Origin of the sequence: Saccharothrix saharensis (assembly GCF_006716745.1) — a bacterium.
Taxonomy (GTDB): domain Bacteria; phylum Actinomycetota; class Actinomycetes; order Mycobacteriales; family Pseudonocardiaceae; genus Actinosynnema; species Actinosynnema saharense.
Window position 1 is genome coordinate 2,257,479 of the sequence record NZ_VFPP01000001.1, and the last position, 13,574, is coordinate 2,271,052.

Annotated in this window: 17 protein-coding genes; 4 read left to right on the plus strand and 13 right to left on the minus strand. The window is 73.6% G+C overall.

Going from position 1 to position 13,574, the window contains the following annotated elements; translation table 11 throughout:
• Positions 1 to 15 precede the first annotated feature (15 nt).
• Genes FHX81_RS08990 through FHX81_RS09025 form a run of 8 tightly spaced genes read right to left on the minus strand, consistent with a single transcriptional unit; the run spans position 16 to position 7,310 of the window.
• Positions 16 to 1,194 (minus strand): cytochrome P450, encoded by a 1,179-nt coding sequence (locus FHX81_RS08990; RefSeq protein ID WP_141976858.1) that lies wholly within the window; start codon positions 1,192 to 1,194, stop codon positions 16 to 18.
• Positions 1,185 to 1,865: an SDR family oxidoreductase gene (locus tag FHX81_RS08995; protein WP_141976860.1), complete on the minus strand. Its 681-nt coding sequence runs from the start codon at positions 1,863 to 1,865 to the stop codon at positions 1,185 to 1,187. Before FHX81_RS08995 ends, FHX81_RS08990 begins: the two co-directional genes overlap by 10 nt.
• Positions 1,865 to 3,151, minus strand: a complete 1,287-nt coding sequence (gene rfaE2, locus FHX81_RS09000) for a D-glycero-beta-D-manno-heptose 1-phosphate adenylyltransferase (protein ID WP_141976862.1) — start codon at positions 3,149 to 3,151, stop codon at positions 1,865 to 1,867. Before rfaE2 ends, FHX81_RS08995 begins: the two co-directional genes overlap by 1 nt.
• A complete protein-coding gene (locus FHX81_RS09005) occupies positions 3,148 to 3,723 on the minus strand; it encodes a D-sedoheptulose-7-phosphate isomerase (protein ID WP_141976864.1) in 576 nt (191 codons plus the stop codon). Before FHX81_RS09005 ends, rfaE2 begins: the two co-directional genes overlap by 4 nt.
• Positions 3,720 to 4,925 carry a glycosyltransferase gene (locus FHX81_RS09010; RefSeq protein WP_141976866.1) on the minus strand — a complete coding sequence of 402 codons (1,206 nt, stop codon included), beginning with the start codon at positions 4,923 to 4,925 and terminating at the stop codon, positions 3,720 to 3,722. The genes FHX81_RS09005 and FHX81_RS09010 overlap by 4 nt, the downstream gene beginning before the upstream one ends.
• Positions 4,922 to 5,809: a glycosyltransferase gene (locus FHX81_RS09015; protein ID WP_141976868.1), complete on the minus strand. Its 888-nt coding sequence runs from the start codon at positions 5,807 to 5,809 to the stop codon at positions 4,922 to 4,924. The genes FHX81_RS09010 and FHX81_RS09015 overlap by 4 nt, the downstream gene beginning before the upstream one ends.
• The gene (locus FHX81_RS09020; RefSeq protein ID WP_141976870.1) at positions 5,806 to 6,798 is read right to left on the minus strand and encodes a glycosyltransferase family 9 protein; all 993 of its coding nucleotides are present in this window, start codon (positions 6,796 to 6,798) and stop codon (positions 5,806 to 5,808) included. The genes FHX81_RS09015 and FHX81_RS09020 overlap by 4 nt, the downstream gene beginning before the upstream one ends.
• Entirely contained in the window at positions 6,795 to 7,310 is a 516-nt protein-coding gene (locus tag FHX81_RS09025) for a D-glycero-alpha-D-manno-heptose-1,7-bisphosphate 7-phosphatase (protein WP_170231985.1), read from the minus strand. Before FHX81_RS09025 ends, FHX81_RS09020 begins: the two co-directional genes overlap by 4 nt.
• A gap of 150 nt (positions 7,311 to 7,460) precedes the next feature.
• Here FHX81_RS09025 and FHX81_RS09030 point away from each other — a divergent pair, with 150 nt between their 5' ends.
• Positions 7,461 to 7,979, plus strand: a complete 519-nt coding sequence (locus FHX81_RS09030; RefSeq protein WP_141976872.1) for an SRPBCC family protein — start codon at positions 7,461 to 7,463, stop codon at positions 7,977 to 7,979.
• A gap of 277 nt (positions 7,980 to 8,256) precedes the next feature.
• On the opposite strand, the gene FHX81_RS09035 is transcribed toward FHX81_RS09030, so the two are convergent.
• The 4 genes from FHX81_RS09035 to FHX81_RS09050 are packed head-to-tail and all read right to left on the minus strand — an operon-like array spanning position 8,257 to position 10,325.
• Entirely contained in the window at positions 8,257 to 8,778 is a 522-nt protein-coding gene (locus FHX81_RS09035; RefSeq protein WP_141976874.1) for a hypothetical protein, read from the minus strand.
• Positions 8,779 to 8,782: 4 nt separating this feature from the next.
• Positions 8,783 to 9,511: a metallophosphoesterase family protein gene (locus tag FHX81_RS09040; protein ID WP_211363433.1), complete on the minus strand. Its 729-nt coding sequence runs from the start codon at positions 9,509 to 9,511 to the stop codon at positions 8,783 to 8,785.
• Positions 9,508 to 9,756 (minus strand): BON domain-containing protein, encoded by a 249-nt coding sequence (locus FHX81_RS09045; protein WP_073895388.1) that lies wholly within the window; start codon positions 9,754 to 9,756, stop codon positions 9,508 to 9,510. The genes FHX81_RS09040 and FHX81_RS09045 overlap by 4 nt, the downstream gene beginning before the upstream one ends.
• The gene (locus FHX81_RS09050) at positions 9,753 to 10,325 is read right to left on the minus strand and encodes a nucleotidyltransferase family protein (RefSeq protein WP_141976876.1); all 573 of its coding nucleotides are present in this window, start codon (positions 10,323 to 10,325) and stop codon (positions 9,753 to 9,755) included. Before FHX81_RS09050 ends, FHX81_RS09045 begins: the two co-directional genes overlap by 4 nt.
• 76 nt (positions 10,326 to 10,401) lie before the next feature.
• Here FHX81_RS09050 and FHX81_RS09055 point away from each other — a divergent pair, with 76 nt between their 5' ends.
• The gene (locus tag FHX81_RS09055) at positions 10,402 to 10,647 is read left to right on the plus strand and encodes a DUF6480 family protein (protein WP_141976878.1); all 246 of its coding nucleotides are present in this window, start codon (positions 10,402 to 10,404) and stop codon (positions 10,645 to 10,647) included.
• A 6-nt stretch (positions 10,648 to 10,653) separates the two neighbouring features.
• Here the strand turns inward: FHX81_RS09055 and FHX81_RS09060 are convergent, their stop codons facing one another.
• A complete protein-coding gene (locus FHX81_RS09060) occupies positions 10,654 to 11,661 on the minus strand; it encodes an NAD-dependent epimerase/dehydratase family protein (protein ID WP_141976880.1) in 1,008 nt (335 codons plus the stop codon).
• On the opposite strand from FHX81_RS09060, the gene FHX81_RS09065 reads away from it, so the two are divergent.
• Together FHX81_RS09065 and FHX81_RS09070 are read left to right on the plus strand one after the other, a co-directional pair.
• The gene (locus tag FHX81_RS09065) at positions 11,660 to 12,448 is read left to right on the plus strand and encodes a ZIP family metal transporter (RefSeq protein ID WP_141983830.1); all 789 of its coding nucleotides are present in this window, start codon (positions 11,660 to 11,662) and stop codon (positions 12,446 to 12,448) included. The two genes, FHX81_RS09060 and FHX81_RS09065, sit on opposite strands and share 2 nt — an antisense overlap.
• Before the next feature lie 227 nt (positions 12,449 to 12,675).
• Complete coding sequence (locus tag FHX81_RS09070; protein ID WP_246107708.1) at positions 12,676 to 13,572, plus strand: aminoglycoside phosphotransferase family protein; 897 nt, start codon at positions 12,676 to 12,678, stop codon at positions 13,570 to 13,572.
• Positions 13,573 to 13,574 lie beyond the last annotated feature (2 nt).

The following is a 13,574-nucleotide window of genomic DNA, read 5'->3' on the forward strand; positions in this document are numbered from 1 at the left end:
CAAAAGGGGGATTTCTTAATCATCACGACGAGTGACGAAAGTCAGCTCGAAGTGGTTCAGCGTGGCGGGCAGCGGCGCCCGCAGCGTCGGCACGGCCAGGTGGTCGCGCAACGCGTCCAGCATGGCCCCGCCGGCGACCAGCACGAGGTCACGCCCGGGGCAGATGCCCGGACCGCCGCTGAACGGCACCAGGCCCGGATCGCTGGGCGCGGGCCAGTTCTCCGGCGCGTACGCGTCGGCGTAGGGCAACCGGTCCGGGTCGCGGTGGAAGTACGGCACGAACACGATGAACGTGGTGCGCTCGGGCAACCACGTGCCGTGCCAGCGGGTGGGTTCGGTGCTCTCGCGCAGGATCACCGGTGTCGTGGGCCACAGCCGCACCGACTCCCAGATCCCGGCTTCGCCCGCGCCGCCGATGGCCAGCGCGCGCATCGTGGCGATGCCCGCCGCGTCGAACGCGAACAGCCAGTGCGGCACCTGCCCCAGCAGCTCGTCCACCGACCCGAGGCCCGCCAGGCTGCCCGGCTCGCCACGCGCCAGGTGCTCGCGCAACCGCGACTCGAACCGCTGCCGCAACGCCTCCCGGCGCGGGTGCAGGTAAGCCCAGTTCGCGTTGCCCCGCAACGTCTGCAACATGTCGGTCAGCTCGACGTCCTCCCGGGCGAACGACCCGAGCACGATCCGCCGGGCCGCCCGCCACCACGCCTGCGCGAACGAGTCCCACGTGAGCCGACCGGTGCCGCGGACGTGCCGCAGCAGCAGGTCGGCCTCGTCGGCCACGATCGCCCGCACGTCCACCTTGTCCGGCCGCAGCACGTCCTCGTTCACCGCGCGCCGCCGCTCCCGCTCCGCGCCCGTCGAGATCAGCACGCCGTGCGGCTGGAAGTGCTCGAGCGCGGCTTTCTTCTCGGTGGTGGCCAGCGCGAACGGCTCCGGTGACTCGGCCAGCAGCCGGGCCACGTCCAGCGGGTCCAGCAGCAGCGCGATGCTGCGCCCGGTCACCCGCAGGCGCAGCGGTTCCGGGCCGTACCGCTCCCGGAACCGCTTCATCGTGGCCACCGCCGCGGCGTCAACCCGCACCTTCCCGGCCAACGCCGTCACCGGGCGGCGGCGCTGGACCACGCCCTTGGCCAGCGTCGGCAGGATGACCCGGGCGAACGCCTTCCCGGTGTCGAGCCGGGAGGCTACGGCCACGATCCCTCCTCGGCGTGCGCGACCACGAGCTCGCGCACCTCGCACCCCTCGGGCTGGCGCAGCGCGAACACGATCGCGTCGGCGACCCGCTCGGGCGGGTTCAGCTTGCTGTCGTCCGGCGGCCGGTACTGCTCGGCCCGGTCGTCGAAGAAGCGCGTGCGCATGCCGCCGGGGATGACCAGCGTGACGCCGACGCGGCCGGCGGTCTCGGCCGCCAGCGCCCGGGTGAAGCCGACCACGCCGAACTTCGAGGCGCAGTACGCGGTGGCGTCGCTGACCGCCTTGATGCCGAGCGTGGACGCGATGGTCACCACGCGTCCGCCGTCCAGCAGGGGCAACGCCGCCCGCACCACGGCCGCGGTACCGAGCAGGTTCACCATCACCACCCGGTCCCAGTCGGCGCCGGACACCTCGTCCAGCCGGCCGCACGCGTCCGTGCCCGCCGCCGTGACGACGGCCCGCAGGCCGCCGTTGCGCTCGGCGATCGCCCGCACCGCGCGTTCCGCCGCCCTGGTGTCGGACAGGTCGACCGACTCGAAGTCGACCACCTCCGACGACGACGGCGCGGCCTTGTCCAGCACCAGCGGTTGCCCACCCAACTCGTGCACCGCGTGCACCACGGCCGCGCCCAAGCCGGACGCGCCTCCGGTCACCAGCACCTGACCGAGCATCAGCCCCTCCTCGACAGCATCTCGGTGGTCGAACGGCCCCGGTGGTAGGGCACGACGACGGTTCGCCCACCCCACCCCTTGACCAGATCCGCTTCCGGCAACGACTCCACGGTGTAGTCGCCGCCCTTGACCCACACGTCCGGGCGCAGGGCCGCCAGCACGCGCTCCGGCGTGTCGTCCTCGAACACGACGACGTCGTCCACGCAGCCCAACGCGCGCAGCACCTCGACCCGGTCCTGCTCCTTGGTGACCGGCCGGTCCGGTCCCTTGAGCCGGCGCACGGACGCGTCGGAGTTCAGGCACACCACCAGGCAGTCGCCGAGCGACCGGGCGGCGCGCAGGGTGCGGACGTGACCGGCGTGCAGCAGGTCGAAGCAGCCGCCGGTGGCGACGACCGTGCCACCACGCGCACGCACTGCGTCCACACTGGACAGTTGGTCGACCGGCCGGAAGCCCGACGCCCCGCCGCCGCGCAGGAACTCGGCGGCCGACGTGACGCCGGCGGCGATCGCGTCGTCCATCGCCGCGCCGCCCATGAGCCGCGCGGCGACCGTCACCGCGAACCGGTCCCCCGCACCGCACGGGTCGACCACGGGGACGCGCGGCGCGGGCACGGCGACCGGCGTGCCGCCGCCGTGCAGCAGCGCGCCACCCGCGCCGAGCGTCACGACGACCGCGCGTGCCCGCCACTTGGCGCGCAACGCGTCGAGCGCGTCCATCGGGTCGGCGTGACCGCTGAACGCCTTGGCCTCGGACGCGTTCGGCGTGACCAGGCGCGCACCGGGCACCGGGGCCGGGCCGCGCGGGTGCGGGTCCCACACGACGGGGCGGCGGGCGAGCACGCCGCGCAGCCGTTCGTCGCGGACCAGGCCGCGACCGTAGTCGGAGACCAGGACGTAGTCGGCCTCCAGCACGGCGTCGAGCATGTCGTCGGTGGCCTGCGGCACGCCGGAGCCGCCGCCCCGGTCCAGGCGGGCGATCGACTGGTCGCCGCACCGCAGCCGGGTCTTGACCGGGGTGGGCGTGGGCGACGGTCCGAGCACGGACGGGACGCGGGCCAGCTCGCCGCGCAGGCGGTGGCCGTCCTCGTCGTCGGCCACCGCGCTGACCAGCGTGACGTCCACTCCGTCGGCGGCGGCCAGGGCCGCGGCCAAACCCGCACCACCGGGCCGGGCACGTTCCTCCTGGACGTCCAGCACCGGTGCGGGCGCGTCCGGGCACAACCGGTCGGCCGTGCCCACCACGTCGATGTCCAGCAACGAGTCGCCGACGACGACCAGCTTCACGAGACCCTCCGTTCCGAGGTCGGCAGCGCGGCTTCGAACGCGGCGCACAGGGCGTGCACGGCCACCAACTGGGCTTCCTGCACGTTCGCGGGCTCACCGGGCAGCGCCAGCACCTCGTCCACCGCCTCCGCCAGCGGGTTCGGGGTCGGACCCGTCATCGCCCACACGTGCGCGCCCGCCTGCCGGGCCGCCTTCGCCGCCTCGAGCAGGTTGGGGCTGCGCCCGCTGGTGGTCAGCAGCACGACCACGTCCTGCGGCCGGGCGTGCGCGGTGACCTGCCGGGCGAACACCTGGTCGTAGCCGTAGTCGTTGCCGATCGCGGTGACGCTGGAGGACTCCGAGCACAGCGCGATCGCCGAGAACGGCCGCCGGTCGTCGCGGAACCGGCCGACGAGCTCGGCGGTCAGGTGCTGCGCCTCGGCGGCCGACCCGCCGTTGCCCGCCGCCAGCAGCCGACCGCCGTCGGTGAGCCTGCGGGCCAGCACACCGCCCCAGCGGGTCAGCCGCGGCGCCTGGGCGCGCAGCCCGGCCAGCGACTGGGCCAGTCCGTTCAGGTGGGTCTCGACGGTCATCGGGTGCCTCCCACGGCCACGGCCCGACCCGCCGTGACCCGCTCGTAGACGCGTTCGGTGTCCTCGGCGATCCGGTTCCACGTGTAGCGCACGCCGACCCGGTCCAGGCCCGCGAGCCCGCACGCCTCCCGACGTGCCTCGTCCACGAGCAGCGAGCGGAGGGCGCGGCAGAGGGCGGACGGGTCGCGCGGCGGCACCAGCACGCCCGTGACGCCGTCCACGACCGTGTCGGTCAGGCCACCGACCGCGCTGGCCACCACCGGCACGCCGCACGCCATGGCCTCCAGCGGCACGATCCCGAACGGCTCGTACCAGGGCACGCACGCCACCACGTCGGCCGAGCGCAGCAGCTCGGGCATCGCATCCCGCGACACCTGCCCCGCCAGCCACAGCCGGTTCCGCACGCCGAGGCGCTCCGCGTGGGCGGCCAGCCGGCGCGCCTCCGGGTCGGACCCCACCTCCACCGGGCCGCCCGCGATGACCAGCTCGGTGTCCGGCAGCGACCGCAACGCGGTGATCAGGTCCTGGAAGCCCTTGCGCGGCACCAACCGGCCGACGGAGACGATCCGGTGCGGGTAGCCGCGGCGGTCGACCGGGCCCTCGGGCCGGAACCGCGTCGGGTCGACCCCGCACGGCACGACGGTGATCCGCGACCGCCGCACGCCCATGCGCATCAGCTCGGTCACCTCGTCGTCGCACGTCGCGGCGATCCGGTCGGCTTCACGCCCGATCATCCGCTCGATGCCGATCCGCTCGGCCGGGCTGGTGTCGTCCGCGCCCTGGTGCCTGCGCTTGACCGTGCCCAGGGCGTGGAACGTCTGCACGAACGGCACGCCGACCTTGCGGGCGGCCGGCACCGAGGCGAGGCCGGACATCCAGAAGTGCGCGTGCACGACGTCGGGCCGGTCCTCGAACCACTGCCGCTCCAGGAACCGGGCGAACTCGCCCATGTGCGGCAGCAGGTCGTCCTTGGGCACGGCGCGGGGCGGTCCGGCCGGCACGTGCACCACGTCGTAGCCCTGCTCGGTGCGCACCCGCTCGGGCAGACCCGGGTCGTCGCGACGGGTGTAGACCACCACGTCGTGCCCGAGTGCCGACAGCGCCGCCGACAAGGCGGCGACGTGCACGTTCTGCCCGCCGGCGTCGACACCGCCCAGAGCCGCCAACGGGCTGGCGTGCTCGGACACCATCGCGATCCTCATCCGCTCACTCCTGTCAACAACCGGTCCCAACTCCGCAGGAAGGCGTCGAGTCCGTACCGGGCCAGGGCGAACTCCCTGGCCTGCTTCCCCTTCTGCCTGGCCAGCGCGGGGTCCGCGACCAGCTCGGCCACGCCCCGCACCAGCTCGTCCACGTCGGTGGACACCACGCCGGCCTCCGGCGGCACGGCGCGCACGACCTCCGTGCACGCCAACGCCACCACGGGCATCCCCAGGTGCATCGCCTCGATCAGCGACAGCCCCAGCGACGTCCACCGCACGGGGTGCAGGTAGAGGCGTCGCAGGGCCAGTTCCCGGTGCAGCGACTCCAGGTCGTGGTCGCCGCGCCCCATCTCACCGAGCTTCTCGGTCTTCATGCCGTAGACGTCCAGCGGGGCGGCCTCGGCGAAGCGGGGCAGCAGGTCGGTGCCGACCACGCGTCCGCGCCGCACGGGCTCGTTGACCACGACGGCGGCACGGGGCAGCTCGCCGGTGTACCGGGGACCGGGATCGACCACTCCGTGTTCTATGACGACCGTGCGCGCGGTGCCGCAGTCCCACATCAGGTCGTTGAAGTGGGTGACGTGGACGATCGTGCCCGGCCAGTCCTTGAGCGGGTGCGCCTGGTTCGGGTACTGGGGCGTGTTGTGCTCCAGGTACACGACCGGGATGCCGGTCGGGACCAGACCGACCTCCTCGGGCCGTTGCAGCACCGCGATGTCGGCGTCCGCGCCGGACAGCCCGGACAGGTCGACCTCGCGCGCGGCTGGCCAGTCGCGCCCGGCCAGGCCGATGCCCCGGGGCGGCCCCGGGACCAGGTACTCGTGACCGCCCCGGACGAACGCGTTCGTCCACGAACCGTGCACGTGCCACAGCAGGATCTTCACGTCCGCACCCCCGCGAGTTCGGCTACGGCGGTGACGACCTGGTCGGGCGTCACCCGGTCAAGGCACGGGTGGCCGGGCACCGGGCACTCGCGTGCGCGCGAGTCGCGGCACGGTGCGTTCTGGTCGCCCAGCACCACGTGCGGCCCGTACGGAGCCCACCGGCGGGCGGGCACCACGGGAGAGAACAGGGACACGACCGGCGTGCCGACCGCGGCGGCCAGGTGCGCGGGCCCGGTGTTGCCGACCACGACGGCGTCCGCGCGGGCCAGCAGCCCGGCCAGTTCGGCGAACGTGGTCCGGCCGCCGAGGTCGACGCCGTGCGCACCGGCCACGTGGCGGGTCAGCTCGGTCTCGTTCGGGCCGCCGGTGACCAGGACGCGGTGCCCGGCTTCGACGAGCGCGGTGACGGCCTGCGCGCACCGGTCCGGCGACCAGGCGCGGGCGGGCACGGACGCGCCCGGGTGCACGACGACGTACGGGCCGATCTCGGCCGGCTCCGGCGGGTCGGTGATCGCCAACCTGCCGTCGTCGCCCGGCGGCAGCTCGAACCCGGCGGCGCGGGCGACTTCCAGCGCGCGTTCGGCCTCCGGGATGTCGGGGTCGTCGCGCAGCCGGACGTCCAGCAGCGAGCCGGGGTAGTCCGTGGAGCGTGCCACGACCTTCGGCACGCCGGCGAGCTTCAGCAGCAGCGCGAGCGGCAGCGGGCTCTGGTGGAAGGAGGTGAGGACCAGCGCGACGTCGGCGCGGACGCCCCTGAGCAGGGCCACGATTCCCTCGATGTCCGGTGTGCGGACGTCCGGTGCGGGGTTGGCGATCCACGGGCAGTCCCAGCGGACGACCCGCTGCACGCCGGGCAGCAACTCGGCCGCCTGCGCGCCGGAGTGGCCGCACAACAGCACGACTTCGCCCGCGTGCGCGGCGGCGCGCACCGCCGGACCGGCGAGCAGGACGTCGCCGTCGTTGTCGAGCCTGGCCACCAACGTCCTCATAGGACCATCGCCACCGCGGCGCGGAGGTCGGGCGCCGTGTGCGGCGCGCGGTCGACCTCGTCGGGCAGGGTCACCGGGGTCGGCACGAGGATCGGCGTGACACCCGCGGCCAGGGCCGCTTTGACGTCCGCTTCGATGTCGCCGATGAAGTAGGTGCGCTCGGGGCGCGCGTTGAGCTCCTCGCAGGCGTTGAGGACCATGGTGGGCGAGGGCTTGCGGCACGGGCAGCCGTCGTCCGGGTGGTGCGGGCAGACCTGCCAGGTGCCGAACCGGCCGAGCAGGACCTCGACCCTGGCGTTCACCGCGTCCACTTGCGCGCGGGTGAGCAGGCCGCGGCCGATGCCGGACTGGTTGGTGACCACACCCGTGCGCACGCCGTGGGCGCGCAGCAGGCGCACGACCTCGCGTGCACCGGGCATCAGCCGAACCTCGCCCGGATCACCGTTGTAGGGCACGTCGCTGATGAGCGTGCCATCGCGGTCGAAGAGCACCGCGTCGGGGTAGTGGTCCACAGAGGAGAGTTAGCCGGTGAGAAGTGAAGCAAACACTTCTCGGCAAAGCGCTACTCCCCGTCACCACCCGATGGATTGACATGTGTGTGGGAGCCGTGTTGGTGGGTACTCACCTGTCGAACTCGATTCCCCGAGGAGAGGTTGTTTGCAGTGACGACGATCGAGAAGTCCGTGGACGTCGAGGTCCCGGTCACGACCGCGTACAACCAGTGGACGCAGTTCGAGTCGTTCCCGCAGTTCATGGAGGGCGTCGAGCGGATCACCCAGGTCACTCCCACCCGGACCCACTGGGTCACCAAGATCGGCGGGGTGACGCGGGAGTTCGACGCCGAGATCACCGAGCAGCACCCCGACGAGCGGGTCGCCTGGCACACGGTCGACGGTCCGCCGCAGGGTGGTGTGGTGACGTTCCACCGCCTCGACGACCGCCGCACGCGGGTGCACGTGCAGATGGAGTACGACCCGCAGACGCTGACCGAGAAGGCCGGCGCGGCGGTCGGCCTGGTCGACCACCGGGTGAAGGGCGACCTGGAGCGGTTCAAGGAGTTCATCGAGGGCCGCGGCGCGGAGACCGGCGCGTGGCGGGGCGACGTGAGCCGCCCGCCGCAGGCCGGTGAGACCCGCCACGACCTGCCCGACGCGGGCCGTCCGGGAGACCCGCTGCGATGAGCCCGCGGGCGGTGCGGGAGCCACGGCGACGGAGCGGGTTCGCCCCTCCGATCCCCGACCCCCGACCGCCTGTCGACGGCAGCTGACCGGACACGGTCGAGCGAAGAGCCCCGCGGCCCCGGCCGCGGGGCTCTTCGCGTGCCCACCCACCCGAGCCGTATCCGTACCACCCGGTCACGACACCGCCCGGTCCCGACGAAATCCCCTCGCACCCTCGACCCCGGACAGGCGAAGGGCCCGCGGATGTGCCCGCGGGCCCTTCATCGCGTTGCGGTCGTCAGCCGGCCTTCAGCCTCTCGAACAACTGCGCCACCGAGCGTCGCAGCGCCGAAGCCGCGTCACCCAGCAGGGAACCCGCCTCGGGCCCGCCGTCCACCTCGCCCATCTGGTCGACGTGCACGTCCACGCCCTGCGCCAGCAGGTCGCGCAGCACCTCCAACACCACCTCCGGGTGCCCCAACGGCACGGGTGCGGCGAAGGTCTGGGCGGAGGTGATGAGGTCCTCGTGCCGCCGGATCAGATCACCGACCCCGGAGCCCGCCGCCGCGCCCGCCACCAGGTGCACCGGCACGGAGCGGTCGGCGAACTCGGACAGCACCTCGTCCACCTCGTGCCACGGCTCGTCCGTCGCGGGCAGCCGGCACCACATCACCTGCAGGTGCTCGGTCAACGGCCGCCACGTACCGGGCAGGTCACCGTGCCTGCCGACGCCGGCCGGGTCGAGCACGACCACGGCGGGCGCGTCGGGCGGACCCGCCCACACCACCGACGGGCCCTCGGTCCTCGGTTCCTCGTCCATGCGGCTACACCTCCACCACGGCGGGTTCCACGCAGTACACCGTGTATGCCGATCGGATGACCGGTTGTGCGACGTTGCGCACCCGAACGCCACCGGGCGTCATGCCGTGCTCGTTGCCGAAGTGCGCGTGCCCGTGCACGGCCAGGTGGGCGCGGTTGGCGTCGATCGCCTCACCCAGCAGGTACGAGCCGAGGAACGGGTAGATCTCCGGCGGCTCGCCGCGCAACGTGTCCGGCACCGGCGCGTAGTGCGTCAACGCCACCTTGACGTCCGTGTCGAGGCTGCCGAGGGCGCCGTTCAACGACTCCGCGATCTCGGTGGTGTGGCGGATGAACGCCTTCATCTCCGGCTCGCCGAACGCGCTCCCGCACTTGCCCGCGAACCCGCCGCCGAAGCCCTTCACCCCGGCGACGCCCAACGTGTGGCCGTTCACGCCGATGGTGGCGGCCTCGCCCTCCAGCACGGTGATGCCCGCGTCGCGCAGCACGGCGGTCACCTCGTGCGGCTTGTCGTCGTGGTGGTCGTGGTTGCCCAGCACCGCGACCACGGGCACCGGCAGCCCACCGAACTCGTCGGCGACGACCCGCGCCTCGGACACCGTGCCGTGCCGGGTCAGGTCACCGGCCAGCAGCAGCACGTCGGCGCAGTCGCCCAGCTCCTCCAACGCGGGCCGCAACCGGCCGCGCGCGTCTTCGCCCAGGTGCACGTCACCCACCGCGGCGATGCGGATCATCGAAGCTCCTCTCGGCCGACCGGGGCTTCGGACGGCACCACCTTCACGTCGTCGAGCACGGTCAGCTCCGGGGCCACGTCGTGGATCACGGCCTCCAGCTCGGCGCGGCGCTCCGGGCTGGCCACGTCACCGGACAGCAGCACGTGGTCGCCGCGCACGGTGACCCGCACTCCCAGTTCGGTGGTGCGCGGGTCCTCGGCCAGCGCCTGGCGCAGCCGGGCTGCGAGGTATTGCTCTGCGGTCATGAGACGCTCCTGGTCAGCGGGGCGGGCAGCAGGTCGAGGCGTTCGACCAGCACGAGGAACGCCTCGGCGTACGGCGAGTGCTTGGTGGCTTCGCGGACGCGGTCCCAGTCGATCTGCTCGCGCAGCGCGCGGGCGAACGGCAGCAGCTCGCTGAAGTCGCAGCGGTGCCCGTCGAGGACGAGCAGCTTGCCGATCAGCACCTCGGTGGCGGGCATCACGGGCAGGACCACCGAGCCGACCTGGAGCTCTTCGGCGCGGGACAGGGTTTCGTCGGTCACCGGGACCTCGTTGGGCCGGAACAGCAGGTCCACCAGCGAATCGCCGTCGTAGACCTTCAGCAACCAGTCCTCGGGGGGTGTCGCGGCACGCATGCCCGCGGCCACGAGCGCGCTCACCGCCTCACTGGCGTCTTGTTCCCGCACCAGGATGTCGACGTCGTGCTCGGTCGCGGGGCCACCTCTGGCGTACACCGCGCACCCGCCCGCCAGGGCGAACGGGATCTCTTGCGCGCGCAAGGCCTTCGCGACTTTGGTCAACGTGCGCAGCAGCTCGTCTTGGACACCGCTCATGCCAGGTGACTACCCGTACGGCTGGGTGTTCACACGGCGGCGGGTAGCGCCGGCCACACGGGGTAGCCCCCTCGGTATGACTGCCACACCGCCCGACCCCGACCCGGCCCGCACGCCCGGACTGGAGCCCGGTGGCGGGGTCGCGCCCGGCGAGACACCGCCCGATTCCGGTCAGACCTCCGGCCTGTCCCACCCGCAGCCGATGCCGTCGCGGCGCGGCCCGATCATCACGCTGGTGGCCGTGCTGCTCATCACGCTGCTGACGTTGGCGTTCGTGGTGGCGCAGGTGATGGGGTGGACGAACCTGTTCGAGGGGTCCTGACCGGGGTCAGGGCCGCAGCGGCGGGCTCGGGGCCAGGCCCTCCTTGCGGGCCAGGCCGTCGAGGAGCTGCCGCAGGGTGTCGCGCGCGTTGTGCCGGGGCGCCCACCCGAGCCGGGTGAACGCCTTGGTGGCGTCCAGCAGCGGCGTGGTGAGCGCCAGGTCGACCCAGCCGGGCGAGGTGGGTTGCAGGCGCAGGCACCAGCTCAGCCGGGCCGCGGTGCGCAGGGCGGCCGGCGGGAGCGGCACGTGCCGCGTGCCCATGACCTCGGCGAGCACCTGCGGTGTGACGACCGGCTCGGAGACGAGGTTGAACGCGCCTCCCGCGCGGGTGGTGAGGATGCGGGCGACGGCGTCGGCCACGTCGTCGGCGTGCACGAACTGGAGCACCATCGCGCGCGGGAGGGGCAGCACGGGCAGCTTGAGCCGGAACAGGGCGTGCGGGACGAGCGGGCCGAGGAAGTAGCGCTTGATCTCGGCGGCGGCGTCGGGTTGCAGGACCAGGCCGGGGCGGACGCGGGTGACTGTGAGCTGGGGGTGTTCTCGTTCGAGCTGGTCCAGCTGGTGCTCGACGGCGGCCTTGTGCCGGCTGTAGTAGGAGTTCACCAGGCCGTCGGTCGGCCAGGTCTCGTCCACGGTGTGGTCTTTCGCGGCCGGCGAGTACGCGCCGACGGACGACATGTGCACCAGGTGCGGCACGCCCGCTTTCGCGGCGGCGGTGAACACGCGGTCGCTGCCGGCGACGTTGGTGCGGTAGAGGAGCCGCTCGTCTCGGCTCGGCTGGATGAGCCAGGCCAGGTGGACGACGGCGTCGGCGTCGCGGAACGCCTCGGCCAGCGGTTCCTCGGCACCCTCGCGGCTGATGTCGACCGGGGTCCAGGTGATGCTGTCGTAAGGCGGCGCCACCTCGGGCGCTCGGCGGGAGATGCCGTGCACGGCGACGTCCGGTTCGTCGGCGAGACGGCGCAGCAGGGCGGTGCCCAGATTGCCGGTGGCGCCGGTGACGACGATCCTCATGGCGGACGGGTACCCGCGCGAGCCGGGTGCGACACGGGGAGGTCGGGTGCTCCAAGCGGCGGGGTGGGGGTTGCTGGCCGGATCGGCCCTGCTGGTCGGGGCGCTGGTCGGCTACCTGGCGCGGGTGCCGCGCGGTGTGGTGGCCGGCGTGATGGGGTTCGGCAGCGGCGTGCTGATGTCGGCCGTGTCGTTCGACCTGATCGCCGAGGCGCACGAGCTGGGCGGGCTGCTGCCCACGGCGTCGGGTGCCGCCCTCGGGGCCCTGGTCTACACGGCGGCGAACGTGGCGCTGGCCAAGCGGGGCGCACGCCACCGGAAGCGTTCGGGCGGGTTGCAGCCGTCGGAGTCGGAGCAGAGCGGGTCGGGGACGGCGATCGCGGTCGGCGCGCTGCTGGACGGCATCCCCGAGTCGGTGGTGATCGGCGCGAGCCTGCTGGGCGGCGGCGGGGTGAGCGTGGTGACCGTCGCGGCGGTGTTCATCAGCAACGTGCCGGAAGGCCTGTCGTCGGCCGCGGGCATGCGGCGGGCCGGCCGGTCGCGGCGGTACGTGTTCGGCTTGTGGATCGCCATCGCCGTGGTGAGCGGCCTGGCGTCGATGGCCGGGTACGGCCTGCTGGCCGGCGCCGCGCCCCAGTGGCTGGCCGCCATCACGGCGTTCGCGGGCGGCGCGATCCTGTCGATGGTGGCCGACACGATGATCCCCGAGGCGTTCGACGACGCGCACCTGCTGGTCGGGCTCGTGACGGTGGCGGGGTTCCTGAGCGCTTTCGCCCTGTCCCACCTCTGAGCGGCGGTCAGCTCGACGACGACGGCGGCGCGGGATCGGGGACGGCACCGGGCGGGGCGTCGTGGTCCGCCACCCGGAACGCCCGCACCGCGACGTCCCGCCGCTCCAGCGCCTCGACCACGGCACGGCCCTCATCACGGGCACCTCCGCTTCCGGTCGGCCGCCGGGTACCCGCCGCCGGGAAAATGCGTTGCCGGCGCCTCCCGCGGGTGTGCAGGCTCGGGTTCGTGGTCGACATCCCCGACGGGCGCGCCGGCATCGACGCCGGCCTGGTCCAGCGGCTGCTCGCGCGCCAGTTCCCGCGGTGGGCCGGGCTGCCCGTGACGCCGGTCGAGGTGGACGGGTGGGACAACCGCACGTACCGGCTGGGTGACGACATGACGGTGCGGCTGCCGACCGCCGAGGGGTACGCGCCCGCCGTCGAGAAGGAGCACCGGTGGCTGCCGGTGCTCGCGCCGTCGATGCCGGTACCCGTGCCCGTGCCGCTGGCCCTGGGGGCGCCCGGCGAGGGCTACCCGTTCCCCTGGTCGGTCCGGCGCTGGCTGGACGGGCGCACGGCGTCACCCGAGCGCGTCGGGGACCTGGTGGCGTTCGCGCTGTCGGTCGCCGACTTCATCCGCGCGTTGCGGCGCGTGGACGCCGACGGCGGGCCGGCGGCGGGTGCGCACAGCTTCTACCGGGGCGCGCCGCCGGGCCACTACGACGACGGGACGCGACACGCGCTGGCCGTGCTGGAGGGTCGGGTCGACGTCGCACGGGCGGCGGCGGTGTGGGAGGACGCGCTGCGCGCGCCGGCGTGGTCCGGGCCGCCGGTCTGGTTCCACGGCGACATCGCGCACGGCAACCTGCTGGTCGACGACAGCGGGAAGCTGACCGCGGTGATCGACTTCGGCACGTCCGGGGTCGGCGACCCGGCGTGCGACCTGGTGATCGCCTACACGATGTTCTCCGGCGAGAGCCGGGAGGCGTTCCGCGAGGCGGTGGGGCTGGACGACGCCACGTGGACGCGGGCGCGGGGCTGGGCGCTCTGGAAGGCCCTCATCACGCTGGCCGGCGCGACCGGCCCGGAACGGTCGGACGTGCAGCGGCACGTGGTCGAGGAAGTGCTCGAAGACGCGCCGTGAAG